Annotated in this window: 29 protein-coding genes; 7 read left to right on the top strand and 22 right to left on the bottom strand. The window is 67.1% G+C overall.

All coding sequences use genetic code 11. The features are described 5' to 3' along the window. Nucleotides 1-26 precede the first annotated feature (26 nt). From lpxK to BP05_RS09320, 15 genes are all read right to left on the bottom strand, one after another. The gene (lpxK, locus tag BP05_RS09250) at nt 27-1043 is read right to left on the bottom strand and encodes a tetraacyldisaccharide 4'-kinase (protein ID WP_496363140.1); all 1017 of its coding nucleotides are present in this window, start codon (nt 1041-1043) and stop codon (nt 27-29) included. Further along, nucleotides 1040-2788, bottom strand: coding sequence for a lipid A export permease/ATP-binding protein MsbA (msbA, locus tag BP05_RS09255; RefSeq protein ID WP_496362693.1), 1749 nt, complete (start codon nt 2786-2788; stop codon nt 1040-1042). The genes lpxK and msbA overlap by 4 nt, the downstream gene beginning before the upstream one ends. After that, nucleotides 2785-3222: an ExbD/TolR family protein gene (locus BP05_RS09260; RefSeq protein ID WP_496362695.1), complete on the bottom strand. Its 438-nt coding sequence runs from the start codon at nt 3220-3222 to the stop codon at nt 2785-2787. The genes msbA and BP05_RS09260 overlap by 4 nt, the downstream gene beginning before the upstream one ends. 22 nt (nt 3223-3244) lie before the next feature. Then, nucleotides 3245-3907 (bottom strand): MotA/TolQ/ExbB proton channel family protein, encoded by a 663-nt coding sequence (locus BP05_RS09265; protein WP_496362697.1) that lies wholly within the window; start codon nt 3905-3907, stop codon nt 3245-3247. A 133-nt stretch (nt 3908-4040) separates the two neighbouring features. Continuing rightward, the gene (locus BP05_RS09270; RefSeq protein WP_496362699.1) at nt 4041-6434 is read right to left on the bottom strand and encodes a DNA internalization-related competence protein ComEC/Rec2; all 2394 of its coding nucleotides are present in this window, start codon (nt 6432-6434) and stop codon (nt 4041-4043) included. Between the two features lie 5 nt (nt 6435-6439). After that, complete coding sequence (gene lolD, locus BP05_RS09275; protein ID WP_496362701.1) at nt 6440-7150, bottom strand: lipoprotein-releasing ABC transporter ATP-binding protein LolD; 711 nt, start codon at nt 7148-7150, stop codon at nt 6440-6442. Then, complete coding sequence (locus tag BP05_RS09280; protein WP_496362703.1) at nt 7143-8387, bottom strand: lipoprotein-releasing ABC transporter permease subunit; 1245 nt, start codon at nt 8385-8387, stop codon at nt 7143-7145. The genes lolD and BP05_RS09280 overlap by 8 nt, the downstream gene beginning before the upstream one ends. A gap of 33 nt (nt 8388-8420) precedes the next feature. Further along, nucleotides 8421-8807 (bottom strand): hypothetical protein, encoded by a 387-nt coding sequence (locus BP05_RS09285; RefSeq protein ID WP_496362705.1) that lies wholly within the window; start codon nt 8805-8807, stop codon nt 8421-8423. Between the two features lie 16 nt (nt 8808-8823). Continuing rightward, nucleotides 8824-9078: an FAD assembly factor SdhE gene (locus tag BP05_RS09290; RefSeq protein ID WP_496362707.1), complete on the bottom strand. Its 255-nt coding sequence runs from the start codon at nt 9076-9078 to the stop codon at nt 8824-8826. Further along, on the bottom strand, nt 9075-9497 hold the full coding sequence (locus BP05_RS09295) for an MAPEG family protein (RefSeq protein WP_496362709.1): 423 nt from the start codon (nt 9495-9497) through the stop codon (nt 9075-9077). The genes BP05_RS09290 and BP05_RS09295 overlap by 4 nt, the downstream gene beginning before the upstream one ends. A 69-nt stretch (nt 9498-9566) precedes the next feature. Then, nucleotides 9567-10352 carry a succinate dehydrogenase iron-sulfur subunit gene (locus BP05_RS09300; RefSeq protein ID WP_496362711.1) on the bottom strand — a complete coding sequence of 262 codons (786 nt, stop codon included), beginning with the start codon at nt 10350-10352 and terminating at the stop codon, nt 9567-9569. Nucleotides 10353-10368: 16 nt separating this feature from the next. Further along, on the bottom strand, nt 10369-12159 hold the full coding sequence (sdhA, locus tag BP05_RS09305) for a succinate dehydrogenase flavoprotein subunit (protein ID WP_496362713.1): 1791 nt from the start codon (nt 12157-12159) through the stop codon (nt 10369-10371). Nucleotides 12160-12162: 3 nt separating this feature from the next. After that, a complete protein-coding gene (gene sdhD / locus BP05_RS09310; RefSeq protein WP_496362715.1) occupies nt 12163-12558 on the bottom strand; it encodes a succinate dehydrogenase, hydrophobic membrane anchor protein in 396 nt (131 codons plus the stop codon). Beyond that, entirely contained in the window at nt 12555-12965 is a 411-nt protein-coding gene (sdhC, locus tag BP05_RS09315) for a succinate dehydrogenase, cytochrome b556 subunit (protein WP_496362717.1), read from the bottom strand. Before sdhC ends, sdhD begins: the two co-directional genes overlap by 4 nt. Before the next feature lie 75 nt (nt 12966-13040). Next, on the bottom strand, nt 13041-13229 hold the full coding sequence (locus BP05_RS09320) for a DUF1674 domain-containing protein (RefSeq protein ID WP_496362719.1): 189 nt from the start codon (nt 13227-13229) through the stop codon (nt 13041-13043). Nucleotides 13230-13258: 29 nt separating this feature from the next. Between BP05_RS09320 and ygfZ the strand changes: the two genes are divergently transcribed. Beyond that, nucleotides 13259-14131 (top strand): CAF17-like 4Fe-4S cluster assembly/insertion protein YgfZ, encoded by an 873-nt coding sequence (gene ygfZ / locus BP05_RS09325; RefSeq protein WP_496362721.1) that lies wholly within the window; start codon nt 13259-13261, stop codon nt 14129-14131. A gap of 19 nt (nt 14132-14150) precedes the next feature. On the opposite strand, the gene BP05_RS09330 is transcribed toward ygfZ, so the two are convergent. From BP05_RS09330 to BP05_RS09350, 5 genes are all read right to left on the bottom strand, one after another. Beyond that, nucleotides 14151-16421 carry a thiamine pyrophosphate-dependent enzyme gene (locus BP05_RS09330; protein WP_496362723.1) on the bottom strand — a complete coding sequence of 757 codons (2271 nt, stop codon included), beginning with the start codon at nt 16419-16421 and terminating at the stop codon, nt 14151-14153. A gap of 70 nt (nt 16422-16491) precedes the next feature. After that, nucleotides 16492-17163, bottom strand: a complete 672-nt coding sequence (locus BP05_RS09335; protein WP_496362725.1) for a glutathione S-transferase family protein — start codon at nt 17161-17163, stop codon at nt 16492-16494. Beyond that, nucleotides 17130-17681, bottom strand: coding sequence for a GNAT family N-acetyltransferase (locus tag BP05_RS09340; RefSeq protein WP_496362727.1), 552 nt, complete (start codon nt 17679-17681; stop codon nt 17130-17132). Before BP05_RS09340 ends, BP05_RS09335 begins: the two co-directional genes overlap by 34 nt. A 70-nt stretch (nt 17682-17751) precedes the next feature. Beyond that, nucleotides 17752-18918 carry an acyl-CoA dehydrogenase family protein gene (locus tag BP05_RS09345; protein ID WP_496362729.1) on the bottom strand — a complete coding sequence of 389 codons (1167 nt, stop codon included), beginning with the start codon at nt 18916-18918 and terminating at the stop codon, nt 17752-17754. 219 nt (nt 18919-19137) lie between these two features. After that, on the bottom strand, nt 19138-19950 hold the full coding sequence (locus BP05_RS09350) for a glycine zipper 2TM domain-containing protein (protein WP_496362731.1): 813 nt from the start codon (nt 19948-19950) through the stop codon (nt 19138-19140). 171 nt (nt 19951-20121) lie between these two features. On the opposite strand from BP05_RS09350, the gene BP05_RS09355 reads away from it, so the two are divergent. Both BP05_RS09355 and BP05_RS09360 read left to right on the top strand, forming a co-directional pair. Then, nucleotides 20122-20349 carry a DUF6116 family protein gene (locus tag BP05_RS09355; RefSeq protein ID WP_496362733.1) on the top strand — a complete coding sequence of 76 codons (228 nt, stop codon included), beginning with the start codon at nt 20122-20124 and terminating at the stop codon, nt 20347-20349. A gap of 4 nt (nt 20350-20353) precedes the next feature. After that, nucleotides 20354-21124, top strand: a complete 771-nt coding sequence (locus BP05_RS09360) for a TatD family hydrolase (protein WP_496362735.1) — start codon at nt 20354-20356, stop codon at nt 21122-21124. Here the strand turns inward: BP05_RS09360 and tcdA are convergent. Continuing rightward, nucleotides 21121-21933: a tRNA cyclic N6-threonylcarbamoyladenosine(37) synthase TcdA gene (gene tcdA, locus BP05_RS09365; protein ID WP_496362737.1), complete on the bottom strand. Its 813-nt coding sequence runs from the start codon at nt 21931-21933 to the stop codon at nt 21121-21123. The genes BP05_RS09360 and tcdA overlap by 4 nt on opposite strands. A 102-nt stretch (nt 21934-22035) precedes the next feature. Between tcdA and BP05_RS09370 the strand changes: the two genes are divergently transcribed. Next, nucleotides 22036-22479: a hypothetical protein gene (locus BP05_RS09370; RefSeq protein WP_496362739.1), complete on the top strand. Its 444-nt coding sequence runs from the start codon at nt 22036-22038 to the stop codon at nt 22477-22479. A gap of 139 nt (nt 22480-22618) precedes the next feature. Then, nucleotides 22619-23068, top strand: a complete 450-nt coding sequence (locus BP05_RS09375; protein ID WP_496363142.1) for an outer membrane lipoprotein — start codon at nt 22619-22621, stop codon at nt 23066-23068. Nucleotides 23069-23625: 557 nt separating this feature from the next. Here BP05_RS09375 and BP05_RS09380 read toward each other — a convergent pair. Beyond that, nucleotides 23626-23832 carry a cold-shock protein gene (locus tag BP05_RS09380; RefSeq protein WP_386747494.1) on the bottom strand — a complete coding sequence of 69 codons (207 nt, stop codon included), beginning with the start codon at nt 23830-23832 and terminating at the stop codon, nt 23626-23628. 248 nt (nt 23833-24080) lie between these two features. Between BP05_RS09380 and BP05_RS09385 the strand changes: the two genes are divergently transcribed. Continuing rightward, the gene (locus BP05_RS09385; protein WP_496362742.1) at nt 24081-24584 is read left to right on the top strand and encodes a DUF456 domain-containing protein; all 504 of its coding nucleotides are present in this window, start codon (nt 24081-24083) and stop codon (nt 24582-24584) included. Further along, complete coding sequence (locus BP05_RS09390) at nt 24581-25729, top strand: phospholipase A (RefSeq protein WP_496362744.1); 1149 nt, start codon at nt 24581-24583, stop codon at nt 25727-25729. Before BP05_RS09385 ends, BP05_RS09390 begins: the two co-directional genes overlap by 4 nt. Nucleotides 25730-25798 lie beyond the last annotated feature (69 nt).

The following is a 25798-nucleotide window of genomic DNA, read 5'->3' on the forward strand; positions in this document are numbered from 1 at the left end:
TCTTCTTCAATGCGACGTGTGCCGGCTCAGCCCATGGCAGCGCGCAGCTTGTCCAGCAGCGCGACCCAGAAGGCCTCGGGCAACTCCGCACGCACGGGGGTGCTGAACCAGTCGTCGCGGGCGATGTCGACGCACTTCACCGCGTCCTTCTCGGTCATCAGCACGGGAAGCCGGCTGCCGAACTCGAAGTCCGCGGCGGTGTAACGGTGATGGTCGCCGAACGCATGCGGCACCACCGCGATGCCGAACGCGCGCAGCATGGCGAAGAATCGCTCGGGATCGCCGATCCCGGCCACGGCGTGCACGCGCTGGCCGGCGAACGAGACCAGCGGCCGCGCACGCCCGCCGGTGATCGGGGTCACGTGCTCGGCGAGCAGTTTCATCGGCCACTCGCCGAAGCCCGCGCCGACATTGCTCGCCTGGGCCGCATTGCTGCCGAGGTTGACCACGCGGAAGTCGCAGCGTTGCGCGCGCTCCACCGGTTCGCGCAGCGGACCCGCAGGGAGGCGCTGGGCGTTGCCGTAACGAAGCCGGCCGTCGATGACCTCGATCTCGATGTCGCGGGCCAGCCGGTAGTGCTGCAGGCCATCGTCGCAGACGACCACGTCGCAACCGGCCTTCACCAGCGCCTTGGCGGCGGCCGCGCGGTCGCGATCGACGCGCACCTTCGCGCTGGTGTGGTGCGCGATCAACGCGGGCTCGTCGCCGACCTTCGAAGGATTGCTTTCCCGGTCGACCCAGCGCGGCTGCGCTGGCTCTTCGCGGCCATAGCCGCGGCTGGCGACCCCGGGCTTGAATCCCTCCGCCTGCAGGCGCTGCACAAGGGCGATCGTCAACGGAGTCTTGCCGGTCCCGCCGACGCTGATGTTGCCCACCACGATCACGGGCACATCGCTGCGCTGGCTCCGCAGCAGTCCCTTCTCATACAGGCGGCGCCGGAGCCCGGTGAGTCCCGCGTAGGCTGCCGACAGCATGCGCGGCCCCCAGGGCACGCTCGCATCGCCATACCAGTAACGGGGTCGCTGTCCGCCTGGCATGGCTATTCGCCCTCGCGGAACTGCATGCGGTGCAGGTGCGCGTACAGGCCGCCCTGCGCCAGCAATTCGGCATGCGTGCCGCGCTCGACGATGCGGCCCTGGTCCATCACCAGTACCTGGTCGGCGTGCTCGATGGTGGAGAGGCGGTGCGCGATCACCAGCGTGGTGCGGTTCGGCATCAGGTGGTTGAGCGCATCCTGCACGAGCCGCTCGGACTCGGTGTCGAGCGCAGCCGTCGCTTCGTCCAGGATCAGGATCGGGGCGTCCTTGAGCATCGCGCGCGCGATCGCGACGCGCTGCCGCTGGCCGCCGGACAGCTTGTTGCCCTTCGCACCGATGTGGGTCTGCACGCCCTCGGGCAGGCGCTCGACGAACTCCATCGCGTTGGCGCCCCGGATCGCCTGTTCGAGGCGCGAACTACCTGCATCCTGCATTTCGCCGTAAGCGACGTTGTCGGCGATGGTGCCGTCGAACAGCATCACCTGCTGGCCCACCAGCGCGACCTGGCGGCGCAAATCGCCGAGGCGGTATTCGGACAGCGGATGTCCATCGAGCAGCACACTGCCGCTTTCCGGCTCGTAGAAGCGCGGGAGCAACTTGATCAGCGAAGACTTGCCGCTGCCCGAGCGGCCGACGATCGCGGTCACGCTGCCGGGGCGCGCCACGAAACTGACGTCCTGCAGCGCCGGCGTCGCCTGTCCCGGATACCGCGCGGTGACGTCGCGGAACTCGATCACGCCCTGCGCGCGCGACAGCGGGCGCGTGCCCGTGTCGGCCTCGTCAGGGGCATCCAGCACGTTGAACAGACGCTCAGCCGAGGCGATGCCCTTCTGCAGCATGTTCTGCACGTTGGTCAGCTGCTTGAGCGCGGGGATGATCGCCATCATCGACATCATCAAAGTCACGAAGCCGCCCGCGGACAAGCGGCCCGCCATCGCTTCGCGGCCGGCGAAGAACAGCAGCAGCGCCAGCCCGACCGATCCCATCAGCTGGACGACCGCGGAGGAAATGCTGCGAGTCGACTCGACCTTGAGGCTGAGCCTCAGGTGCGTATCGGCCTGCGCGGCATAGCGCTGCATCTCGACCGCCTGCGCCCCGTAGACCTTGACTTCCTGCTGGTTGGAGAGCGCCTGGTCGGCCGCCTGCATCAGCTTGCCGCCGCTTTCCTGGATGCGATGGCTGATGCGGCGGTAGCGTTTTCCAACCTTGTCCATCATCCAGGCCAGCGGGGGCGCCATCAGCAGGATGGCGACCGTCACCTGCCAGCTGGTCCACACCATGACCACCAGTGCGGCGATCACCTGGAACGACTGCTGCAGCATCACCTTCATCGCGTCGATGGCGGCCTGCGCCACCTGGTCGCTGTCCGAACCGAGGCGGACCAGCATCGACGGCACCGGCTCGCTGTCGAAGCGCGACCCGGGCAGGCGCAGGTACTTGTCGAGCACGCGCACGCGCATGTCGCGGGCGATGCCGCGGCCGGAGCGCCCCATGCACATGTCGGTGAGGTAGCCGGCCATACCACGAATGACGAAGATGCCCACGATCGCCAACGGCAGGAACAGGCTCAGCCGTTCCTGCTTGTCGATGAAGGTGATGTTGACCACCGGCTCCATCAGCTTGGTGAAGGCACCGCCAGCGGCGGCTTCGACCACCATGCCAACGAAGGCCAGTGCCAGCAGGCCACGGTAGGACCGCGTGAAGCCGCTCAGGCGGTGGTAGATCTGCCAGCGCGAGGCTGCCTGGGTCACTGCGCCTTCCCTTGGGCGCGCACTTCCGGCGCCGTGGCGATCATCACCTGGCGGAAGCCGAGCTGGCCGAGCGCGTCGTAGGCGGTGACCACGGCTTGGTGCGGCGTGCGTGCGTCGGCGCGCAGCAACACCTTGCGGTCGCGGTCCGGGCCGGCGACTTCGGCCAGCGTGGCCTTGAGCGATTCGACGTCGTCGCGCAGCACCTCGCGGTCGTCGACGAAGTAGCGGCCGTCGGCGTTCACCAGCACGCTGAGCGCGCGGGTGGTGTCGGTTGCCGCTTCGCCGGTGGCCTTGGGCAGTTGCAGCTTGAGCACCGAGCGCGCGTCGAAGGTGGTGGTGACGACGAAGAAGATGATCAGCGTGAGGATGACGTCGATCAGCGGGATCAGGTTAATCTCGGGCTCGTCGTCCTTGCGGTGGTCGCGGATTCTCATTGGCGGGCCGGCGTGCGGGGGCTCAGGGCGTGCCTACCGGCGGCGTGATGCCGTGGGTCCCTGGGGCCACGCGGGCGGACGCCGCACGCGGCTCGATGGTGTCGAGCAGCTGGATCGCCTCGTGCTCCATGTCGACGATGTATTCGGCGATGCGGCCGCGGAACCAGCGATGGGCGATCAGCGCGGGAATCGCGACGATCATGCCGGTGGCGGTGCAGACCAGCGCCTTGCCGATGCCGCCGGCGAGCTGGTTCACGTCGCCGATGCCGTGGTCGAGGATGCCCAGGAACATCTGGATCATGCCGACCACGGTGCCGAACAGGCCCAGCAGCGGGCCGGCGGCCGAAATCGTGCCGAGGGTGTTGAGGTAGCGCTCCATCCGGTGCACGAGGTGGCGGCCTACGTCCTCGATGCGCTCGCGGATCTGGTCGCGCGGGCGGTTGCGCACGTCGAGCGCGGCGGCCAGCAGTGCGCCCAGCGGCGAATTCGCGCGCAGCGATTCGATATGCGCCGGATCCAGCTTGCCGCCCGCGGCCCACGTCCGCACTTCCTTGCCCAAGCCCGGCGGCAGCACCGATCGGCGGCGCAGCGTCCAGGCGCGCTCGACGATGATGGTCAGCGCCAACACGGACAGCAGGATCAGCGGAATCATCGGCCAACCGCCGGCCTTCACCAGTTCCAGCACTCGCAAACCTCCGGCCTTGGGCCGCTCGGGGGACATCGTCCGGGACAATCAGGCCGCTAGCATACGGAGCGGACCGGACGGTGGCGATATTTCGGGGCAAAACCAGCCCTATCAAGGCTTTGCGGCGGGGACGTCAAGGCCTGCGGGCGGCATCCCACCAGCGGGGCTGTGCGCCGCGTCGCGTTTCCACATCGATGCCACGGGCGCGCAAGCCAACGCGCAGGGCACCACCCACCGAAGTCTCGAAGGTTTGCGCGCCGCCGTGCCGCCATCGCTGCAGCACCTCGGGCTTGGGATGACCAAAGCGGTTGCCGTGCCCGGACGACACCAGCGCGAAGCGAGGCCAGGTCGCCTCGACGAAGGTCGGATCGGAGGATCCCGCGCTGCCGTGATGGGCAACCACCACCACGTCGGCGTGGAGCGCCTGGGCATGCAGGCGCACCAGGTCGCGCTCGATCACCTCGCCGATGTCGCCGGTCAGCAGCGCCGATCCATGCCGGCTGCGGATCCGCAGTACGCAGCTGGACTCATTGGCCAGGTAGGGGAAATGCGGCGGCGGATGCAGGAACTCGAACTCGACGCCATCCCAGTCCCAGCGCTGGCCGGCGCGACACGGCGACGTTGCGAAAGGCAGTCCGACCCCTTCCGGCGCATACGCCGAGTTGACCGGGAATTCCGCGCGCACCGCCGCGAAACCTCCGGCGTGGTCGTTGTCGCCGTGGCTGACCACCGCGCGGTCCAGGCGGCGCACCCCCAGCGCGTGCAGCGCCGGGACGACGGCACGGTCGCCGGCATCGAAACCATCACGTATCGCGGGCCCCATGTCGTAGAGCAAGGCGTGCCCGTGCGTCCGCACCAGGACCGACAGCCCCTGCCCCACGTCGATCACCAGCAGTTCGGCATCACCTGACGTGGGGATGTCACGCTCCGGCAGCAGCAAGGGCAACCACAGGAACAACGCCAGCCACTTGCCCGGCATGCCGCGCGGCAACAGCAGCCAGAACGCGCCACACATCGCCACGGGCAAGGCGAACCAGCGCGCCTCGGGCAGCCAGCACAAGGCCAGGCCACTGTGCGCCAGCCATTCGAACAGCGGCCAGCTCAGCTCGAAGCACCAGGCGGCCGCGCGCCAGGTCCCGCCGCCCGCGCCCGGGCAGATCGTTTCCAGCAACAGGCCCACAAGCGCCAGTGGCACCACCACCAGGCTCCACCAGGGCACCGCCACAAGGTTCGCCAGCGGCCCCGCCAGCGAGGCCTGGCCGAAGAGCACGACGCTGGGCGGCAACAATCCCAGGGTCGCCACCCCCTGCGCGGCCAGGAACTGGCGGACCGTGCCGCCGCCGTTGTCGGGCAGGCACCACAGCAACCATGCGACGCCCAGGAAGCTGAGCCAGAACCCTGCGCCGAGCAGCGACAAGGGATCGACCAGGACCACCGCGATCGCCGCCAGCCCGAGCGCCTGCGGCGCGCGAACCGGCCGGCGCCATGCGCGGGCCGCGGCGACGACGCCGATCATCATCACGGTCCGCAACGTGGGCAACGCGAATCCGGCCGCTGCGGCGTAGAGTGCCGCGCCCAGCATCGCCGCCAAGGCGGCCACGACCGGGGTGGGCCAGCGCCGGGCCAGCGCAGGCCAAGGCCAGTAGACACCGCGCGCCAGCAACGCGGCGAAACCTGCAACCAGCCCCACGTGGAAGCCGGAAATCGCGATCAGATGGGTGAGCCCATTGGCGCGCAGCACTTCCCAGTCGACGTCGCTGAGCGCGCGCGTGTCCCCCAAGGCCAACGCTTGCACGAAGCGCGCCGATGGTGCGCGCACCTGTGTTGCGATCCGGCCAGACATCGCTTCGCGCCACGCCTGCAGACCCCGCGCCGGCGCGACGCGGCGCGCCATCTCCGGCGCATACACGTGACCCGTCGCCGCCAAGCGGTCGGCCACCGCGAACTTCTCCGCGTCGGCGCCGCCGGGGTTGCGCAACCCTCGCGGTGCGCGCACGCGGACCGGCAGCGACCAGCGCTCGCCGGCCTTCACGTCGAAACGCGGCCGGCGTGCCGTGGGGTCCCGATGATCCTCGTCGTACCACGAGAGCCTCAGCGTGCGGCCGCGCAGTTCTGGGACACTCGTGCCATCCATATCGACCACGAACAGGAACTGCGTCCGCCGCGGTTCGTGCCGCGGCAGGTCGATCACGCGGCCGCGGAGGATCGCTTCCTTCTTCTCCAATGGCGCGGGCAGCTGCACCGCAAGCGCATGGGCGCCGTGCAGCCCGGTGAGCCCGAAACCGAACACGAAGGCGCCGAGGATGCGCAGACGACCGCGGTGCATCCACCGTTCGGTCGCGGACGCACCATTGCCCCTACCCCACGGCACCCAGCCCCACAGCCCAAGCACTGCAAACCCCACCGACAGCCACCATGGGCTCAGCCATGGCAGGCAGAGGCAGCCGACCACGCCAGCCAGCAAGGCCAGGGCGGCGGACGTTCCGAACGTCGGAGGGCTGGGTGGCGTCCTTGCCACGTGGCTCATGCGCGCTACACCTCGTCGCGTCGCAGCTCGCGCAGCTTGCCTTCGTGCAGCTCCAGCACGCGATCCATCCGCCGCGCCAGCGCACGCGCATGGGTCACCAGGACCAGGCTGGTGTGGTGCTCGCGGTTGAGCGCGAGCATCAGCTCGAACACGGTTGCCGCCGTCTTCTCATCGAGGTTGCCGGTGGGTTCGTCGCCCAATACGCAGGCCGGACGGTTCACCAGCGCACGCGCGACCGCGGCGCGTTGGCGCTCGCCGCCGGAGAGTTCGCCCGGCTTGTGTTCCAGGCGATGGCCCAGGCCGACCGATTCGAGCAGCGCCTGCGCGTGCCGTGATGCCTCCTGCACACCGGTGCCATTGAGCAGCACCGGCAACATTACGTTCTCCAGTGCCGTGAACTCGGGCAGCAGGTGGTGGAACTGGTAGACGAAGCCCAGCGACTTGTTGCGCAGCGCTCCGCGCGCGGCATCGGACAGCGCGCTCATCTTCTGTCCGGCGACGTAGACCTCGCCTGCCGTAGGCGTGTCGAGCCCCCCCAGCAGGTGCAGCAGCGTGCTCTTGCCCGCACCGGACGCGCCGAGGATGGCGACCGTTTCGCCCTTGGCGACCGACAGCGACAGGCCGTCGAACACGGGCGTTCGGAGCTTGCCCTCGGAATAGGTCTTGCCGAGATCCTCGGCATGGATGACGGCGGCGGTGACGGGAAGCTCATTCATAGCGCAGGGCCTCCGCGGGCGCCGTGCGCGCGGCGCGCCAGGCGGGATAGACGGTGGCGAGGAACGCCATGGTCAGGGCAGCGGCGGCCGTGAGCACCACGTCGCTGGCCTGCAGGTCTGTGGGAAGGCCGGTGATGTAGTACACATCCTCGGGCAACAATTGCACGCCGAAGACGCGTTCGATCCCGCGCAGGATGTGCTCCAGGTTGAGCGTCAACAGGATCCCGCCGATCACGCCGATGGTCGTGCCGATCACGCCGATCAGCGTGCCCTGCACCATGAACACCTTCATCACGCCGCGTGGCGTCAGCCCCAGCGTGCGCAGGATCGCGATGTCCGCCTGCTTGTCGGTCACCAGCATCACCTGCGAATTGACCAGGTTGAACGCCCCCATGCCGATGATGAAGGCCAGCAGGATGGCCATGATGGTCTTTTCCATCTTCAGCGCCCGGAACAGGTTGGCGTTCTCGCTGCTCCAGTCGCTGACGCTGTAGGGGCCGCCAAGGTGCAGGGCGAGCTCGCGGGCGACGTCGAAGGCTAGGTCCATGTCGCGCAGCTTCAGGCGCACCCCAGTGACACCTTCGCCCATGCGCAGCACGCGCTGCAGGTCCTGCATGTTGACGACGGCCAGCCCCTTGTCGAAGTCGTTGTAGCCCGCCTCGAAGATGCCGCTGACCAGGAAACGCTTCTGCGTGGCGACGGCCCCCATTGGCGTGCTGCGGAAGTCGGAGGTCGTCACGATCACGCTGTCGCCGACGCCCACGCCCAGCCATAGCGCGAGTTCGCGGCCAAGGACGATGTTGAAACTACCCGGGGTCAGCTGCTCGAGCTTGCCTTCGACCATCTTGTCGGCGAGCACCGACACCTTGCCCTCTTCCGCCGGGAGCACGCCGCGGATCAGCGCGGGCTGGTTGCGCGCTCCCGAAATCAGCGCCTCCTTCTCCACGTACGGTGCGGCACCGACGATGCGCTTGTCGACCAGCGCGACTTCCACGGCATGCGGCCAATCCTGGACCGGTTCGCCGTAGCCGCTCACGGTGGCGTGCGCGGTCATCTGCAGCATGCGGTCGCGGATCTCGCGCTGGAACCCGCCCATGACCGCCATGGTGGTGATCAGGATGGCGACACCCAGAGCAATGCCCACGATCGATGCGAACGAGATGAAGGAAATGAAGCCATTGCGGCGTTTGGCGCGCAGGTAGCGCAGGCCGATGGCTACGGGGACGGGTTTGAACATGCCGGATCGAATCGAGGCCGTGACGCGAAGCCGCTATGGTGCCATCGAACGCGGCGCACGCGCCGGGGCGCGAGCCGCCATGGCCAGCCGCAGTTCACGGCGCCCGGCGGCGTCGAGGTTGTCGGGCCAACCCTGCAGGTGGCGCCGCCGGCCGCGGACGTCCCGAAAACTGAGGAAGGCCAATGGCCCGCGCCATTGCAGCGCCAGCTCCTCCAGAAGTTCGCCATCGAGGGTCGCGGCCGATCCCGGGCCGGGAATCACGACGCTGGCGACGGGCCGGCGAAGCTCCCGCATCGCCAGGACGCCGGCACGAAACAGCACGCCGGCTGCGAGCGGAAACGCGACGAACCATGCCAGCTCCGATGCCACCAGCGCGAACGCCGCAAGCGCGCCCAGCGCGAGCAGGGCGGATGCGAGCAAGGGTGACGCCCTCCACTCAAGGCGGCAGGGAGCGGATGCGTTCGACCAGGGTCTGGATTTCGACATCGTTGGAGCTTTCGTGGCCCATGAACCAGTGCCACAGCCTATCGTCCTCGGTTTCCAGCAGGCGTAGGAAAACGCCGCGCTCGGCTTGCAAGGATTGCCGCCATTCGCGGTCGAGGTAGCGGCCGAGCAGTTGGTCCAGCTCGCGCATCCCGCGCCGGCACTTCCAGCGCAGGCGACGCAGTTCGGCTTCGTCGGCCTCGCTCATGCGCGCAGCAATCCGTATCCGAGCACGCCCCACATCGCCCACAGCACCATGCCGCCGGCAACGTATACGTAGAAGCGGTGCATCACCTTGTTGTAGGTGCACTGGATCCAACTGTGCGCGAAGCGCAGCAGGACGAACAACCAGGCCAGCAACAGGATTGGCGTGGTCGCGAGGCCAGCCTGGGCAGCCACCACCACGGCGAGATAGAAAAGAACCGGCAACTCGAAGAGATTGCGGAAATTGTCCGCGGCCCGGCTGTCCGTGAGCCTGGTCGCGGCCTGGGACGACAGCGCGACGGATTGGGGATGGATGCGCTCACGCTTCATCTGCCCGATCCGGGTGAAGTACATGCGCCACCACACTGCGAACGTCAGCAGCGCCATCGCCAATCCGGGAAGGAAGATCGCGTTCGTACCCATCCCTGCTCTCCTAAGGCGAAAGGCGTGCAATGCACGCCTTTCGTTGTTTCGATCCGTTTCGGCGCGAACTCAGACGCGACGCGCCAGCATCAACTTCTTGATCTCGGCGATCGCCAGCGCCGGGTTCAGGCCCTTCGGGCAGGTCCGTGCACAGTTCATGATGGTGTGGCAGCGATACAGCTTGAACGGGTCTTCCAGGTCGTCCAGGCGAGCGCCGGTGTCCTCGTCGCGGGAGTCGATGATCCAGCGGTACGCCTGCAGCAGGATCGCCGGACCCAGGTAGCGCTCGCCGTTCCACCAGTAGCTGGGGCAACTGGTCGAGCAGCAGGCGCAAAGGATGCATTCGTACAGGCCGTCGAGCTTCTTGCGGTCGGCCGGAGACTGCAGGCGTTCGCGATCGGACGGGGTCGGGCTCTGCGTGCGCAGCCATGGCTTGATCGACGCGTACTGCGCATAGAAATGCGTCATGTCCGGCACCAGATCCTTCACCACCGGCATGTGCGGCAGCGGATAGATCGGTACTTCGCCCTTGCTGCTGCAATCGCTGATCGCCTTGGTGCAGGCCAGCGTGTTGGTGCCGTCGATGTTCATCGCGCACGAACCACAGATGCCTTCGCGGCACGAGCGGCGGAACGTCAGCGTCGGATCGATCTCATTCTTGATCTTGATCAGCGCGTCCAGAACCATCGGGCCGCAGGTCGCCATGTCCACCTCGTAGGTGTCCACGCGCGGATTCATGCCGTCGTCGGGGTTCCAGCGGTAGACCTTGAAGGTGCGCGGCTGCTTGGCGCCCGGCGAGGCCCAGTGACGACCCTTCTGGATCTGCGAGTTCTTGGGGAGAGTGAATTCAGCCACTTTTTCTCGCTCCGGATCAGTAGACGCGCTTCTTCGGCGGCACCACGGCGACGTCGTCCGTCAGCGTGTACATGTGCACCGGGCGGTAGTCGATTGCGGTGTTGCCGGCGCCATCGATCCAGCACAGGGTGTGCTTCTGCCAGTTGGCGTCGTCGCGCTCCGGGAAGTCCTCGCGGGCATGGGCGCCGCGCGACTCGGTGCGGTTCTCGGCCGACACGATCGTGACCAGCGCCTGATCGAGCAGGTTCGACAGCTCGAAGGTCTCGATCAGGTCCGAGTTCCAGACCAGCGAGCGGTCGCTGACCCTGACGTCGGCGAAGGACGCGTGGATCTCGCGCATCTTGCGCACGCCGTCGGCCAGGGTCTCGCCGGTGCGGAACACGGCCGCATCGGCCTGCATCGTGCGCTGCATCTTGTCGCGGATGACAGACGTCGGCGTGCCGCCGCTGGCGTTGCGCAGCCTGTCCAGGCGTGCGAGCGACGCATCGCAGGCGTCGGATGCAAGCTTGGCGTGGTCGCCGTTGGGCTTGACGGTCTCGGCGGCGCGGTTGGCGACGGCACGGCCGAACACGACCAGGTCGAGCAGCGAGTTGGAACCCAGGCGGTTGGCGCCGTGCACCGACACGCACGCGGCTTCGCCGATCGCGTACAGGCCCGGGACGACGGCGTCGGGGTTGCCATCGCGCAGCTGCACCACTTCGCCGTGGTAGTTGGTCGGGATGCCGCCCATGTTGTAGTGCACGGTCGGCAACACCGGGATCGGCTGCTTCTCGACGTCGACGCCGGCGAAGATGCGCGCGGATTCGGCGATGCCCGGCAGCTTCTCGTGGATGACTTCGGGGCCGAGGTGGGTCAGGTCGAGCAGGATGTGGTCCTTGTGCTCGCCGACGCCGCGGCCTTCGCGGATCTCGATGGTCATCGCGCGGCTGACCATGTCGCGCGGCGCCAGGTCCTTAACGCTCGGCGCGTAGCGCTCCATGAAGCGCTCGCCGTTGGAATTCCGCAGGATGCCGCCTTCGCCGCGCACGCCCTCGGTGATCAGGCAGCCGGCGCCGTAGATGCCGGTCGGGTGGAACTGCACGAACTCCATGTCCTGCATGCCCAGTCCCGCGCGCAGCGCCATGCCGCCACCGTCGCCGGTGCAGGTGTGCGCGGAGGTCGCGCTGAAGTAGGCCCGGCCGTAACCGCCGGTCGCGAGCACGGTGCCCTGCGCCCGGAACAGGTGCAGCGTGCCTTCGGCCATGTCCAGGGCGAGCACGCCGCGGCAGGCGCCGTGCTGGTCCATGATCAGGTCGAGGGCGAAGTATTCGATGAAGAACTGCGCGTCATGCGCCAGCGACTGCTGGTACAGCGTGTGCAGGATCGCGTGGCCGGTACGGTCGGCTGCGGCGCAGGTGCGCTGCGCCGGCGGGCCTTCGCCGAAGCGCGTGGTCATGCCGCCGAACGGGCGCTGGTAGATCCGGCCGTCGTCGGTGCGCGAGAACGGCACGCCGTAGTGCTCGAGCTCCACGATCGCCGGAATCGCTTCCTTGCACATGTACTCGATCGCGTCCTGGTCGCCCAGCCAGTCCGAACCCTTCACGGTGTCGAAGAAGTGGTAGCGCCAGTCGTCCTCGCCCATGTTGGCGAGCGCCGCGGCCACGCCGCCCTGCGCCGCCACGGTATGCGAACGGGTCGGGAAGACCTTGGTGATGCAGGCGGTCTTGAGGCCCTTCTGGGCCAGGCCGAAGGTGGCGCGCAGGCCCGCGCCGCCGGCGCCGACCACGACCATGTCGAACTTGTGTTCCTGGATCTGATAAGCCGCCACGACTCAAACTCCCAGCGCGATGCGGATGATGGCGAGCACGCTGGCAAGGGCCGCGAGAACGCAGATGAAGATGTTGGCCAGGTGCAGCACCGTCGCCGACCACGGCGTGTGCACGTAGTCCTCGATGATGACCTGCAGACCGAGCTTGGCGTGCCAGAACGTGGCCACCACGAAGGCGATCAGCAGCGTCGCGTTCCACGGCTTGCCGACGGTGGTGAGCACCGCCAGGTAATCGTCGCCGACCAGCGACAGGATCAGCCAGACCACGTACAGCGACAGGAAGACCAGCGCGACCGCGGTGATGCGCTGCACGACGAAGTGGTGCGTGCCATCCTTCGCCGAACCGAGTCCGCGCGCGGTCTTCAGCGGCGTGCGCAGGCGCTTGTTGGAATTGCTCATGCGCCACCCCGCTGCATCATCGCCAGCACCCAGACCAGCATGGTCAGCAGCAGGCTGCCGAATACCGAGATCCAGCTGCTGCGCACGAAGGAATCGATCGCATAACCGTAGCCCGCATCCTGGATCAGGTGGCGGATGCCGTTGACCAGATGGAACGCCAGCGCCCAACTCCAGCCGAACAGGATCATGAAACCCAGCGGCGAGCGCGCGAAGGCGCTGAAGTGCCCCCACTGTTCCGGTCCCGCGGCGAGCGAGAGGAACGCGCAAACCATCAGCAGGCTGCCCAGGGCGAGGACGACGCCGGTCGCGCGGTGCAGGATCGAAGTCACCATCTGCACCTGCCAGCGGTAAACCTGGAGGTGGGGCGACAAGGGACGTTCGCGAACACGCGGTTCTGGGGCAGCCATGGGCGTGCGGTGTCTCGGCGGGGCGGCGTCAGGCCGCGTGGCGGAAGGGAGGAGCGGTGAGCGTGGAGCGGAAACCTAGAAGTCGATGCAACGGCCGTTCTTTTCCCAGTCTCCGTAGCGCGTCGGTTCGGGACCTTCGCGTCCGCCCCATTCCCTTGGGGACTGCGTTGCCGTCGATTGGCCCGGCGCCGGCGTGGAACCTGCCTCGGCGGCTGCGTCCTTGACGTCCTCTTCCGGGGCTTCCTGGGGGGATTGGCCTATCATCACGGCGCAAAAGCTTAAATCCCGCCCCCATGCATGACAACCCGCAAGCCGATTCCACCGTGGCTTTCAGCCTTCCCGACCACCGCGTGATCGCGCTTTCCGGGCGCGACGCGGCGACGTTCGCGCAGGCGCAATTCATGAACGATCTCAAGGTGTTGGCGCCGGGACGCTGGCAATGGAGCGGCTGGCTGACGCCCAAGGGACGCCTCATCGCGCTGTTCGCGCTGCTGAAATTCGACGAGGAAACCTTGTGGCTGCTGGTGCCGGATGCCGACCCGGTGACGTTCGCCGCGGCGCTGCAGCGCTTCGTGTTCCGCAGCAAGGTGACGATCGCCGTGCGCGATGACCTGCGCGTGGAAGGCGCGTTCGCCCCTCCGGCGCAGGCGCGCGGGAACGAGTTCTCCGGCGATGCAGGATCGGTCGTCGAGCTCGACATGGGTGCGGACGGCGGCGCCCGGACCTTGCGCATCCTGTCGGCCTCGACCGCCACGCACGATCCGGCCTGGAAGGGGCGCTGGGCCGCCTTCGACCTGGAACACGGCCTGCCCCGCCTGCCGTCCTCGCAGACGGACCACTGGACGCCGCAACAGCTCTCGCTGGAGCGCCTCAACGCCTTCAGCGTGAAGAAGGGCTGCTATCCCGGGCAGGAGATCGTGGCGCGCACGCATTTCCTCGGAAAGGTGAAGCGCGGACTCGCCTTGGTCGAGGCGCCTGCCGCGCTGCACGCGGGGGACGACCTGAAGAATGGCGGCGAGCCGATGGGGCATGTCGTCACGGCTGCCGACAACGCCGAGCGCCACCTGGCCTTGGCCGTGGTCCCGCTCGAACGGGACGCCACGGCCCTCCAGGTGGGCGCCGTGGATGCCCGCGAGTTACCGCTGATGGAAGGGCTGGCGCGCTAGTCGCCCGCCGCCCTGCTGCTCAAGCCAAGCGTTCGGCCGCCGCGACGATGTCGTCGTCTCCCGGTATCACCAGGAAGGCCGCGCCCGCGAGTGGCGTGTAGGTATCGGTGCCGACCACGCGCTGGAACGGACGCGCGCCGAAACCTCCTTCGGCGATTGCCGTGATCACGCCCTCGCCCACGCCGGCGCTGTGGCGGCCTTCGTCGACGATGATGATGCGCTTGGCCGACTTGGCCTGTTCGACGATGTAGGCCTCGTTGAGCGGCACCAGCCAGCGCAGGTCGACGACCCGCGTGTTCCAGCCGTGCTTGGCTTCGATGGCGCGCGCGGCACGCAGGCTCATCGGCACGCCGTTTCCGTAGGTGAAGATGACCAGGTCGTCGTTGCCCTCGCCGTAAACGCGGCCCTCGCCCAGCGGCATCGCTTCGTCGGGCTTCGGGTAACTCGTCAGCCACTGGCCGTCGCCGGGCTCGTACAGGTCCTTGGCCATGTACAGCGCGATCGGTTCCAGAAACACGCTCACGCGGCCGTCCACCTTCGCCAGCGCGGTCAGCGTGCGCAGCATGGTTGCCGCGTCGTCGCCGCGCGAGGGACATCCCACGACCAGGCCCGGGATGTCGCGCAGCGCGGTGATCGAGTTGTCATTGTGGAAATGCCCGCCGAAACCGCGCTGGTATCCCAGGCCGGCGATGCGCACCACCATCGGGTTGGCGTACTGGTTGTTGCTGAAGAACTGCAGCGACGCCGCTTCGCCGCGGATCTGGTCGCAGGCGTTGTGGAAATACGCCAGGTACTGGATCTCGGGAATCGGCAACATGCCCATGTTGGCGAAGCCCTGGGCCATGCCCAGGATCATGGTCTCGTCCAGCAAGGTATTGAACACGCGGCGCGGGCCAAACGCCTTCTGCAGCCCCTTGGTGACGGTGTACACGCCGCCCTTCTGCGCCACGTCCTCGCCGAACAGCAGCGTGTCCGGGTACTTTGCGAAGATGTCGTGCAGGGCGTTGTTGATCTGGATGGCGAGGTGGCGCGGGGCCTGGTTTTCCGGCAGCTTGGCTTCGCCCCCGAAGACCTCGAGGCGGCGCTCGGCGTAGTCGGCACGCTTCGCTTCCTGCGCGACCTTGGCCGGCGTATACGGCGCCAGCGGCGCGATCACGTCCTCCAGCCTCTCCAGCTTGGGACGGCGATCGGCTTCCTCGGCCGCCGCGAAGCACTTCTTGCGCGTGGCCTCGTACAGCTCGAGCACTTCGTCCTTCGACATCAGGCCGGATTCCAGCGCGATCGCGGCCGAACGCAGCAGCGGATCGGCCGCTTCCACCGCGCACAGCTCGTCGATTGAACGCCACTCGATCTCGAAGTCGGTGCCCGCATGACCCATGATGCGGTTGGTCTTGAGGTGCAGGAACGTCGGACGCCGCGTGCGGCGGCAGTGTTCGACCGCCTTCTTCACGTCGCCATAGCCGCTCGCCAGGTCCAGGCCGTCGGCGAAGAAGTAGTCGAGGCCGTCCATGTGCTGGAAGCGGTTGGCGACCCACCCCGTCGGCGTCTTCACCGAGATGCCGATGCCGTTGTCCTCGCACACGAAAAGCACGGGCGCCGGCAGCTTCTGGTAGGCGGTCCAGGCCGCGGCATTGAACGCGGTCTGCGCGGTGGCGTGGTTGGACGAGGCGTCGCCGAAGGAGCAGATGGCGATGCTGTCGTCCGGGATCGGCAGCGCATGGCCCAAGCGCTTGCCGGTTTCGATGGCGACCGCGGTGCCCAGCGCCTTGGGCAGGTGCGATGCGATGGTCGAGGTCTGCGGCAGCACCCACAACGGCTTGCTACCCCACACCTTGTGGCGGCCGCCCGAGGCGGGATCGTCCTTGCTGGCGGCGAAGGACAAGGCCGAATCCATGATCGGATCCATGCCCGGCAGCTTGCGGAAGCGTTCGGCCATGAACCCGCCGGAACGGTAATGCAGGAAGGCCGGATCGGTGTGCCGGGTCAGGCGCGCGACCATCGCGTTGCCTTCGTGGCCACTGGAACCGATGGTGTAGAAGACCTTGTTCTGCACGCGCAGCACGCGCGCCATCAGGTCGAGGTGGCGACTGACCAGCTGCGATTCGAACAGCTCGCGAAAACCCTGCGCATCGAGCGCACTGCCATCGAGGATGGCCTCGTGCGCGGCCGGCTTCGCGTCGCTGCGTCCGTTCCAGGCCTTCACGAACTCGCTGAAGTTGACGTCGCAGATCTCGGCCCGGTTGAGGCCTTTCATGCGGGCGGGAACGGGATTGGGAATGGTGGCGAACATGGTGGCAGTTTCTCGGGACGCGGCTTCAACCGGCCGCTGTTAGGAGTTCACAGGCAGGCCTGGGCCCGGCCTATTCGGATTGGTCGATCAGCGCCTGGGCGTCATCGTCGGGCGCCGGCATAGCCACGAAGCCGGGCGTGGCCTCGACCCGAGCCAGCCAGTCGCGGACCGCCGGATACCCGGCCAGTCCGATGCCACCGTGTTCGGCGACGCAGGTATACGCATGCAGCGCGATGTCGGCGATGCCATAGAAATCGCCGGTAAACCAGGCGTGGGAAGCGAGATGGCGCTCCATGACCGCCAGCGCCTGGCGTCCACGCTCGCGTAGCCGCGGCAGGTCCGCGCGGCGTGGCGAATCGAGCGGGGTCCAGCCGCAGATGAAGCGCGCAACGGCGATGTAGGGTTCGTGGCTGTACTGCTCGAAGAACATCCAACTGAGAGCCTGCGCCTTCTGCCATGAGTCCACTGGCAGGAATGGCGTGCCCTCGGCCAGCCAGTGCAGGATCGCGTTGGATTCGGTGAGGACGCGGCCGTCGTCGAGCTCGATGAAAGGCACCTTGCCATTCGGATTCTTCGCCAGCATTTCCGGCGTGCGCGTGGAGGCGTCGTCGCTGCGCTTCTCGATCCAGCGGTAATCGCGGTCGAGCTGCTCCAGCAACAGGCGCACCTTGTGGCAATTGCCCGAGGGCGAGAACCCGTAGACCGTGATCACGCCACGGCCTCCTTGCGGCGAGCGGACCATTCCTCGCGCGTCTGGCCCCAGATCTCGATCGGATGCGCATCCAGCGGCGCCGGCAGCTTGCCAGGGCCCCGATTGCGCGAACCGAGCCGCCGCGCGACCGCCTGCGACGCGGTGTTGGTGGGCGCGATGGAGTGGATCACCTCGCTCCAGCCGAGCACGTCGAAGGCCCAGTCCATCGCGGCGGCGCAGGCTTCGGTCGCATAGCCCTTGCCGCGCGCGTCCGGATGGAAGGAGTAGCCGACCTCGGTGCCGGGCCAACCGTCCGGCTGCCATGGCCCCGCCTGGCCCATCCAGCGACCGTTGGCCTTTTCGATCACCGAGAACATCGCGAAACCCTGCAGCATCCAAGCGCCCGGCATCTGCAGGAAGCGCCGCCATGCATCGTGGCGCAACAGCGGGCCGCCGATGTGGTACGAACTCTCGTCCGCCAGCATTTCGGCGTAGCGTTCGAAGTCTTCAACGCGTGGCACGCGCAGCACCAGTCGCGGCGTTTCAAGCTGGACATCGGGAGCAGCCAAGACCGGATCCTCCAGGACGTTGCGGACGCGCATCGCCACCGCTCGACGCGGACGGCGATGGGGGCAATGGTCAGAACGCGTTGATGCCCGTCAGCTCGCGACCGATCACCAGCTGGTGCACGGTCTCGGTGCCTTCGTAGGTAATCACGGATTCGAGGTTGAGCGCATGGCGGATCGCTGCGTGCTCGGTGGTGATGCCCGCCCCGCCGAGCAGGTCGCGGCATTCACGCGCGATGTCGATGGCAATGCGGCAGTTGTTCCACTTCGCCAGCGAGACCTGCGCCGGCTGCATCGTGCCGGCATCCTTGAGGCGGCCAAGCTGCAGGACCAGCAGCTGCGCCAGGGTGATGCGACGGGCCATCTCGGCCATCTTGATCTGGGCGCTCTGCGTTGCCGCTACCGGGCGATCGAACAGGATGCGTTCCTTCGTGTAGTTCAGCGCCTCATCGAGGCACGCGATGGCGGCACCGATCGGGCCCCAGGTGATGCCGTAACGGGCCTGCGTGAGGCAGCCCAGCGGGCCCTTCAGGCCTTTCACGTTCGGCAGGCGATTCGCTTCGGGCACGCGCACGTTGTCGAAGTACAGCGCGCTGGTCACCGACGCGCGCAGGCTCATCTTGTGCTTGATTTCCTGCGCGGCGAAGCCGGCCATGCCCTTTTCAACCACGAACCCCTGGATGCCGTCGTCGGTCTGCGCCCAGACGATGGCGATATCGGCGAGGTTGCCGTTGGTGATCCACATCTTGGAGCCGTTGAGGACCCAGTCGCCGCCGTCCTTGCGCGCGTTGGTCTTCATGTTGGCCGGATCGGAGCCGCCATGCGGCTCGGTCAGGCCGAAGCAACCGATGATCTCGCCGCGGGCCATGCCCGGCAGCCAGCGCATGCGCTGCTCTTCGGTGCCGTAGGCGTAGATCGGGTACATGCACAGCGAGGACTGCACGCTGACGAAGCTGCGGATGCCACTGTCGCCACGCTCCAGCTCCTGGCAGATCAGGCCATAGCTGACGGCATTGAGGCCGGCGCAGCCGTACTTCTCGGGCAGCGATGAGCCGAGCAGGCCCAGTTCGGCGATTTCCGGGATCAGTTCCTTCGGAAAGCGCCCTTGGTCGAAGGCATCGCCGATGATCGGCAGGACGCGTTCGTTGGTGAAGCGCGCGACCGTGTCCTGGACCGCCTGTTCTTCCTCGCTCAGGAGGGAACGGACGTCGTACAGATCGTAGGGATTCAGGGCAGCCATATCTGATAGCTCGGGCGCGAAGAAAGACCCCCATTGTATCGGCGGGTGTTGCGGCGCGGCAGCCGTGGAATGGCCGAGGGACGGGCGCGCGCGGACGCAAAGCGACGACGGAATCCTGCGGATTGCGCAGGCCGGTCGAAGTCCCCTCCCCCGGCCCGCACAAAAGAACGGGGCCGGATGAACCGGCCCCGTCGGGTGTACTGCTCCGGGCTTGGCGACTCAGCCCTGGGTCTTGTCCGAGCCGGCCGAGGCGGTCTGGGTCACCACTTCGCCGTTGACGACCGGCAGCTTCGCGCCGGGCTTCTCATCCATGCGAATGGTCTGCTCCTGGCCGTTGTAGCGGTACGTCACATCGTAGCCGGTCACTTCGTTTTCGCTGCCCATGCGGATCTGGCTGCCCGGCTTGCTGCCGGTACGCATGGTGCCGGTGGTGCCGTCAGCATTGCGGTAGGTGACGTTGTAGGCCACGGTCTTGCTCGAGCTGCGGGTGTCGGACACGGTGTGGCACTGGCGCTCGGTGCGGCTCACAACCTTGCCGCCGACATGGTTGCGGTCGACGCGGTTGCCGATGTACCCACCGGCGGCGGCGCCAGCGACGGTCGCGGCCTTGCGGCCGTTGCCGCTGCCGACCTGGTTGCCGACCAGGCCACCGATGATCGCACCGGCCACGGTGCCACCGACGTTTCCGTCGCGTTCCGGGGCACGTTCCTGCACGACAACGTCCTCGCAGACTTCGCGCGGAGCCGAAGTAGTGCTGGTTTCCTTCACCGGCTCGGTGCCGATCACGGTCGCGTAGAGCGGCTTCTTCTCCGTCAGTTCCTTGACGTTGACCACGTCGGCGTACTCGAGCTTGCTGCCCTCGATCGCATTGCCGGCGGCAATGTCACCTTCGGCCCCAGCCGCTGCGGCCGGGTTGGCCGTGGCGAAATCGCCCGCCGCGTTGTCGTTGCTGCGGAAGCTGTTGTAGGCCGCCACGGCGACACCGCCGACCAGCAGCGAAGCCAGCGCGACGGCGAGCATGTTCTTGTTCATTAGAAGCCTCCTGCTGCGGGAATCTGCCCGCGTGTTGGTTGGACGGCTGCATTCCATCACCGCGAACCTGAACAAGTGCATATCCACAGCAACGAAAACCTAACGGAACTGAACCAGTTGTTCACAGCGTGATAGCGTGCACACATCCAACGTCACTGGGATATTTCCGCCATGGCCAATCCTCTGCTGGCTCCGGTGCTCGGCTTCCTGGGCCGTTTGAGCTATCCGCGGTTGTTCGTGATCACGGCCACGTTGTTTGTGATCGATCTGATCATTCCCGACTTCATTCCCCTGGCGGACGAGATCCTGCTCGGCCTGGGCAGTCTGCTGCTGGCGAACTTCAGAACCCGCAAGACTCCGCCCGAAAACAAGGTGATTGAAGGCGAGTCGCGCCGCTGACGCCATGCAATTGGTCGACAGCCATTGCCACCTCGACGTAGCCGAGTTCGATGCCGATCGCGATGCCGTAGTGGCGCGCGCCCGGGATGCGGGCGTCACCCGACAGATCGTCCCCGCCATCGACGCCGCCGGCTGGCCCAGGCTGAGGGACGTCTGCGCGCACGATGCCGGTTTGTTCCCCGCGTACGGGTTGCACCCGATGTACCTCGATGCCCATCGCGTCGAACACCTGACGCAACTGCGCGAGTGGCTCGAACGCGAGCAGCCCGTGGCAGTGGGCGAATGCGGGCTGGACTATTTCGTCGACGGTCTCGACCGCGACCAGCAGTCCCACTATTTCGATGGCCAACTCGAGCTGGCGCGCGAATTCGACCTGCCGGTCGTCGTGCATGCGCGGCGCGCCGTGGATGCCGTGATCACCGCCATTCGGAGGGTGGGAAAACTGCGAGGCGTCGTCCACAGCTTTTCCGGCAGCGAGGAGCAGGCGCGGCAGCTATGGGACCTGGGCTTCATGATCGGCTTGGGCGGCCCGGTGACCTACGACCGCGCCAACCGCCTGCGCAGGCTGGCCGCAGCGATGCCGCTGGAACACCTGCTGCTCGAAACCGACGCGCCCGACCAGCCCGACGCCAGCATTCGCGGCCAGCGCAATGAACCCGCGCACCTCACGAGCGTGCTGTCGACGATCGCGCTGCTTCGCGGCGTTGATCCCGCCGAAGTCGCAATCGCCACGACCGCGAATGCGGAACGGCTGTTCCGCCTGCCGACGGTCTAGCCCGGCTTTTTGGGTTTCAGCAGCAGTTCCAGGGCGCGCCCCACCGCGGCAAACGCGAAGGTTCCCGTAATGTGCGTCGCCGCTCCCAGCCCGGCACCGCAATCCAGCTTCAGGGCCGCGTCGCCACTGACCTGCGGCCTGACGCCGCAGACGCTGCCGTCGGGCTGCGGGTACTGCACGTTTTCCAGCGAATAGATTGCCGAGATGCCGAAGTAACGGTCCTTGTTCTTCGGAAAGTTGAACTCGCTGCGCAGCTTCTTGCGGACCAGCGCCAGCATCGCATCGTGCTCGGTCCGGGACAGATCCCGCACGCGAACCAGCGTCGGGTCCGTGCGCCCGCCGGCCGAACCGCAGACGATCAGCGGCAGTTTGCGCCGGCGGCACCACGCGATCAGTTCGACCTTGCTGCGAAAGCTGTCGCAAGCGTCGAGCACAAGGTCGAAACCACGGTCCAGCAGTGTCTCCACGTTCCCCGCGGTGAGGAAGCTCGGAATTGCCTCCACCTCGATTCCGGGGTTGATGGCGCGGCACCGCTCCGCCATCGCTTCCACCTTGCTCCGCCCATACTGCCCCTGCAGCGCTGGCAACTGGCGATTGGTGTTGGATACGCACAGGTCGTCGGCGTCGATCAGGCACAGGTGGCCGATGCCGCTGCGCGCCAGCGCTTCCACAATCCAGGAACCGACGCCGCCCATGCCGATCACGGCGATGCGGGCGCGCGCGAATCGTTGCAGCGCGCCCTTGCCGTAGAGACGGTCGATGCCGCCGAAACGTTCCTGCCAGCGGGGATCCAATGCATGCGTGGTCATGCACTCATTGTATGCGGGAGGCCGGTGGCGGATCGGGCCTCGGCCTTGCTATGGTGCCGGCAACTCGCCGCGGACGCGGCCTCTTTAAGCGAAGGAGTCGGCATGAGCGATCCCAATCCCGGTACGGTTGTCCGCAAGGGCAATGGCTCCCGGTACCTGTTCCTCTTCCTGCTTGGACTGGTGGTCGGCGCGGTGGGCGTGGTGATGGCGCTGCGCGCCTGGGATGCCCGCAAGAATCATTTCCCCGAAAGCCTGATGCATGTCCAGGGCTGGCACATGGACCAGTTGGGCAAGGCGATCGAGCAGAACCGCTGCGCAGCCACCGATACGCTGCCGCACCTCAAGGCACTGCGCACGACCGCCGACGACCTCGAGCGGGCCTTCCCCGGCCTTGCGGACGATCAACGCTTCTCCGATGCGGCCAGCAAGTTCCGCGGCACGCTCGATGCGGGCTTGTCCTCGCCGCCCTTGAACTGCGCGGGCGTGGCCGCCTTGAACAAGGACATCGGCGCCGGCTGCAAGGCCTGCCACCAGGATTTCCGCTGATCGCATCACCTGTCCCGCTGCACGCTGAACACGGCAGCGGGACGGGGCCAAAGTTGATGACCGGTTCACGCCCTCGCGCCTAGGTTGGCGACACGTGGTCCAACCAGACCACCGTCACCAACAGGAGCGTCGCATGAACATCCGCAATCCCCTTCTGATCTGCGTCGCTGCGGCCTCGATGGCGATGGCCGGCTGCGCTTCGTCGCCCAGCTATCGCGACAGCGGCTACAGCAGCGGCTATGGCCAAGCCAGTTGCTACGACTGCGGCACCGTCACCCGTATCGAACAGGTCGGCCAGTCCACCAGCGGCGTGACCGGCGCCGTTCTGGGCGGCATCGTGGGCGCAGCCGCGGGACGTGAAATCGCCGACGACAAGAGCAAGGGCCGCCAGAACACGGCAACGGCTGCCGGCGCGGTCGCCGGCGCGGTCGCCGGCAGCGCCATCGAGCGCAACGTCAGGGGTCCGCACTACAACGTCTACGTGCGCATGGACGATGGCCGTACGGTCACGGTCACGCAGGCCGACCTCAATGGCGTGCGCGAGGGCTCGTACGTCCGCATCATCAACGGTCGCGCGACGCTGCGCTGATCACCTGCACTCGCAACACGAACGCGAAGGGCCCGCAGCGCGGGCCCTTCTTCTTCGATACGTTCGCGACCGGCCTGCTTAACAGCACCCGACGTCGCGCAGTGCTGCCTTCAGTCCTGGTCGTTGGTCATGCACTGCATCGATTGCATGCAGCATGCCGTCGTTGGCGCCGGCGAAGAGGTTTTGGCGCCTCCACGTACATCGACGCTGCATTGACGATGGCGCCCAGCAGCGAGTCGCGGTCTCGGCATCCGCTACGCCGGCTTCGAACGCCTAGTACGTGGCGAACTCTCCACTCAATCCGGGAGTGACGCCACGTGGGCACACCGCAACGGCTGGTCACCCGTCGGGCAGCCGCGCAGTTCCCCGCTTCTGCATCCCGACGTGCCGCTCTTCGCACGCCCGCCCTTGGCACAGGACCGACCGTTCGTCCTCCCGACGACCGATGAGCTGCGGGGTGCGGGGCCCGGCCAAAAGCGGGCAACCGGACAAAAGAAACCCGGCCGGGGCCGGGTTCCAAAAAATCCTGTTACGCGGGAGTACCGCGCCGGGACGAATTACATCGGTTCGACGGCGTCAGCCTGCAGGCCCTTCTGGCCCTGGACGACGGTGAACGAAACCTTCTGGCCTTCCTTCAGGCTCTTGAAGCCCTGGGTCTGGATGGCGCGGAAGTGGACGAACACGTCTTCGCCGTTTTCACGGCTGATGAAGCCGAAGCCCTTGGCATCGTTGAACCACTTGACGGTACCGGTTTCGCGGGACATTTACTTGCTCCTTGGAACGTTTGCTGGTTGAGCACGACAGGTGTCGTGTGCTGGTTCGCAAGGAGGAAGCGAGGTGCAACGATGTAGCGGATCGATGGATCAACCGCATCGGGCCACGGTTCACGGTGACCCTGGCAAACACAGCGCCCGCACGGTACCCCGGGAATGGTGAAAATGCAACGACGCCGGCCCGGCGGCAAAATCCCCCAGCGACCGGCCAAATGACGCAGGCTGGAACAAGGATCGCAATGGAATTTCAGACTCTTTATTACGTGCTCGCCGTGGTGCTGATGCTGGTGGGTGTCGCCGGCACCGTGCTCCCCGCCCTGCCTGGGCTGCCACTGGTCTTCGCCGGGATGCTGCTGGCGGCATGGGCAGGCGACTTCGAGCAGGTGGGCGGCTGGACCATGGTGGTCCTGGCACTACTGACGCTGCTGTCCCTGGGCATCGACTTCATGGCCACCGCCCTGGGCGCCAAGCGGGTCGGGGCGAGCAAGCCCGCCCTGATCGGCGCGGTCCTGGGGACCTTCGCCGGACTGCTGTTCGGAATCGTCGGGGTGTTCGTCGGCCCGTTCGTGGGCGCGCTGCTCGGCGAACTGGCGTGGCTGCGCGGCGTCGGTGGCCGCGAACTGGGCAAGGCGACCAAGGTCGGCCTGGGTACCTGGCTGGGCATCGTGGTCGGAACGATCCTGAAGCTGGGACTGGCGTTCGTGATGGTCGGACTGTTCGCCATTGCGTGGTTCGTCCAATGAGGGCCGCGGCCCTGCTGCTGGTCATTGCTGCACCTGTCCTCGCCGAGACCCCGCCGGAACCGGGCTCCAATCCACAGGCCTGCGTGGCCATCAACATCGATGCCGATCGCCTAGCCTGCTACGACGCGGCGATGAGGCGCGGCGCGGCCGACACCACCGCCGCTGACGAGGCAGCCAGCGCCGCCAAGGCCACCAAGCAGGTCATCCAGCAGTACGAGCGCCTCGAACGCGACACGCTCCCGCCCAAGGAACGCACGCGCCGGGTGGTCAGCGATCTGTTCAAGAAGGAAGGGGGCTCGGTCTTCGACCAACGCATCGCCAATGCCGGCAAGGGCTCGCTGCTCGACAGCCGTTGGGAACTGGCAAGGGATTCGAAGCTGGGAGCTTTCAATTTCCGCGCCTACAAGCCCGTGTACCTCCTGCCGGCCTTCTGGAGCAGCGACCCCAATGCGCTCCCGACCTCGTCCAATCCCTCGCGGGTGCCGCCCCAGCAACAGGCGCTGGACCAGGTGGAAGCCAAGTTCCAGCTCAGCTTCAAGACCAAGGTCGCCGAGAACCTGTTCGGCGACAACGGCGACCTGTGGGCGGCTTACACCCAGAGCTCGCGCTGGCAGGTCTACAACGGCGGTGAATCGCGGCCGTTCCGCGAAACGAACTACGAACCCGAAGTCCTGCTGGTGTTCCGCAACAGCTACTCGCTCGGCAGCTGGCACGGCCGGATGGTCGGGATGGGCATCAACCACCAGTCGAACGGTCGCGCCGATCCGATATCGCGCAGCTGGAACCGCGTCGTCGCCAACATCGGCCTCGACCGCGATGACTGGGCGGTGATGATCCGGCCCTGGTGGCGGATTCCCGATGGCCGCCGTGCCGACGAGAACCCCGGGATCGAGAATTACATCGGCCGTGGCGACATCACCCTGGTGCACCGCCGCAACGACCATGAGCTCGCACTCATGGCCCGCCATTCCTTGCGCACCGGGGACGACTCGCGCGGCGCGCTGCAGTTCGACTGGGGTTTTCCGATCAACCGGACCTTGCGCGGGCATGTGCAGGTGTTCGACGGGTATGGCGAGAGCCTGATCGACTACGACCACCGCGCCTGGTACCTCGGCTTGGGAATCTCGCTGCTCGAGTGGTACTGACCGGCGGCGTTTTCACGGCGCATTGCTGAACGCGGCCCCAGAGTGCCCGCATGCCCTGGACCCGCAAGC

It is taken from the genome of Lysobacter oryzae DSM 21044 (genome assembly GCF_059568595.1).

Coding starts and splice junctions, on each gene's coding strand:
- BP05_RS09270 (WP_496362699.1), bottom strand. CDS start 6,434: ATGAGCCACGTGGCAAGGACGCCACCCAGCCCTCCGACGTTCGGAACG.
- BP05_RS09355 (WP_496362733.1), top strand. CDS start 20,122: ATGGCCAATCCTCTGCTGGCTCCGGTGCTCGGCTTCCTGGGCCGTTTG.
- tcdA (WP_496362737.1), bottom strand. CDS start 21,933: ATGACCACGCATGCATTGGATCCCCGCTGGCAGGAACGTTTCGGCGGC.
- BP05_RS09295 (WP_496362709.1), bottom strand. CDS start 9,497: ATGGGTACGAACGCGATCTTCCTTCCCGGATTGGCGATGGCGCTGCTG.
- BP05_RS09370 (WP_496362739.1), top strand. CDS start 22,036: ATGAGCGATCCCAATCCCGGTACGGTTGTCCGCAAGGGCAATGGCTCC.
- BP05_RS09380 (WP_386747494.1), bottom strand. CDS start 23,832: ATGTCCCGCGAAACCGGTACCGTCAAGTGGTTCAACGATGCCAAGGGC.
- BP05_RS09335 (WP_496362725.1), bottom strand. CDS start 17,163: ATGGTCCGCTCGCCGCAAGGAGGCCGTGGCGTGATCACGGTCTACGGG.
- BP05_RS09320 (WP_496362719.1), bottom strand. CDS start 13,229: ATGATAGGCCAATCCCCCCAGGAAGCCCCGGAAGAGGACGTCAAGGAC.
- BP05_RS09260 (WP_496362695.1), bottom strand. CDS start 3,222: ATGAGAATCCGCGACCACCGCAAGGACGACGAGCCCGAGATTAACCTG.
- lolD (WP_496362701.1), bottom strand. CDS start 7,150: ATGAATGAGCTTCCCGTCACCGCCGCCGTCATCCATGCCGAGGATCTC.
- BP05_RS09330 (WP_496362723.1), bottom strand. CDS start 16,421: ATGTTCGCCACCATTCCCAATCCCGTTCCCGCCCGCATGAAAGGCCTC.
- BP05_RS09390 (WP_496362744.1), top strand. CDS start 24,581: ATGAGGGCCGCGGCCCTGCTGCTGGTCATTGCTGCACCTGTCCTCGCC.
- ygfZ (WP_496362721.1), top strand. CDS start 13,259: ATGCATGACAACCCGCAAGCCGATTCCACCGTGGCTTTCAGCCTTCCC.
- sdhC (WP_496362717.1), bottom strand. CDS start 12,965: ATGGCTGCCCCAGAACCGCGTGTTCGCGAACGTCCCTTGTCGCCCCAC.
- BP05_RS09345 (WP_496362729.1), bottom strand. CDS start 18,918: ATGGCTGCCCTGAATCCCTACGATCTGTACGACGTCCGTTCCCTCCTG.
- sdhD (WP_496362715.1), bottom strand. CDS start 12,558: ATGAGCAATTCCAACAAGCGCCTGCGCACGCCGCTGAAGACCGCGCGC.
- BP05_RS09290 (WP_496362707.1), bottom strand. CDS start 9,078: ATGAGCGAGGCCGACGAAGCCGAACTGCGTCGCCTGCGCTGGAAGTGC.
- BP05_RS09280 (WP_496362703.1), bottom strand. CDS start 8,387: ATGTTCAAACCCGTCCCCGTAGCCATCGGCCTGCGCTACCTGCGCGCC.
- BP05_RS09385 (WP_496362742.1), top strand. CDS start 24,081: ATGGAATTTCAGACTCTTTATTACGTGCTCGCCGTGGTGCTGATGCTG.
- BP05_RS09360 (WP_496362735.1), top strand. CDS start 20,354: ATGCAATTGGTCGACAGCCATTGCCACCTCGACGTAGCCGAGTTCGAT.
- BP05_RS09350 (WP_496362731.1), bottom strand. CDS start 19,950: ATGAACAAGAACATGCTCGCCGTCGCGCTGGCTTCGCTGCTGGTCGGC.